This window comes from Brachybacterium sp. HMSC06H03, assembly GCF_001807385.1.
Classification (GTDB): Bacteria; Actinomycetota; Actinomycetes; order Actinomycetales; family Dermabacteraceae; genus Brachybacterium; species Brachybacterium conglomeratum.
Genome location: NZ_KV788913.1, coordinates 1 through 589 on the forward strand (window position 1 = coordinate 1; position 589 = coordinate 589).

At 80.1% G+C, this 589-nt stretch carries 2 pseudogenes; both read right to left on the reverse strand.

From position 1 onward, the window contains the following. Positions 1-307: pseudogene (locus HMPREF3159_RS13330) on the reverse strand (pilus assembly protein TadB); the annotation flags it as partial. Further along, a pseudogene (locus HMPREF3159_RS13335) lies at positions 304-589 on the reverse strand (secretion system protein E); the annotation flags it as partial. The pseudogenes HMPREF3159_RS13335 and HMPREF3159_RS13330, both read right to left, overlap by 4 nt.

Sequence of the window (589 nt, forward strand, 5' to 3'; positions counted from 1 at the left end):
TCGGCGCACCGCGCAGCCGTCCGCCCGCCGCGCGGCGCGGATCCGCTCCGGCGGCGGAGGCGCGGGCCAGATCCCGCAGGTCCCCGTCGGGAAGGGTGCGCGCGAGCGCACCCCAACCCTGCCGGATGCTCGCCCCGGAGCTGATCACGCTCGCGAGCTGCTCGACCGTGCGGGCCAGGTCCAGCGGACCCGAGGGGGCGCGGCGGGACCGGGAGGCCCTCACCGGCGCTCCGGCGGGGAGCGCCGGCGGGACGAGCACCCACAGCAGCACGAGCGCGAGGGCGCCGACGACGAGGACGGGGATCATGCCGCCCTCCGTCCCGCTGCCCGGGCGGGCCCCGCGCCCGCCCCGTGATGCAGGCGGGAGGCGAGATGCTCCGCGGCCGGCCCCTCCCGCAGCGTCCCGCCGTGCGAGCGCAGCGCGGTCCGGGCGGTGAGCATCCCGTCCCCTCCGCGCGAGAGCACGGCGATCTCCTCCAGCACGCGCAGCCCGTCGCGTCGGCCCAGGTGCACGACGACCTCGAGGGCGCTCGCCACCTGCGCGGCGAGCGCGCCGCGGTCCAGCCCGCCGAGGGCGCCGAGCGCCTCG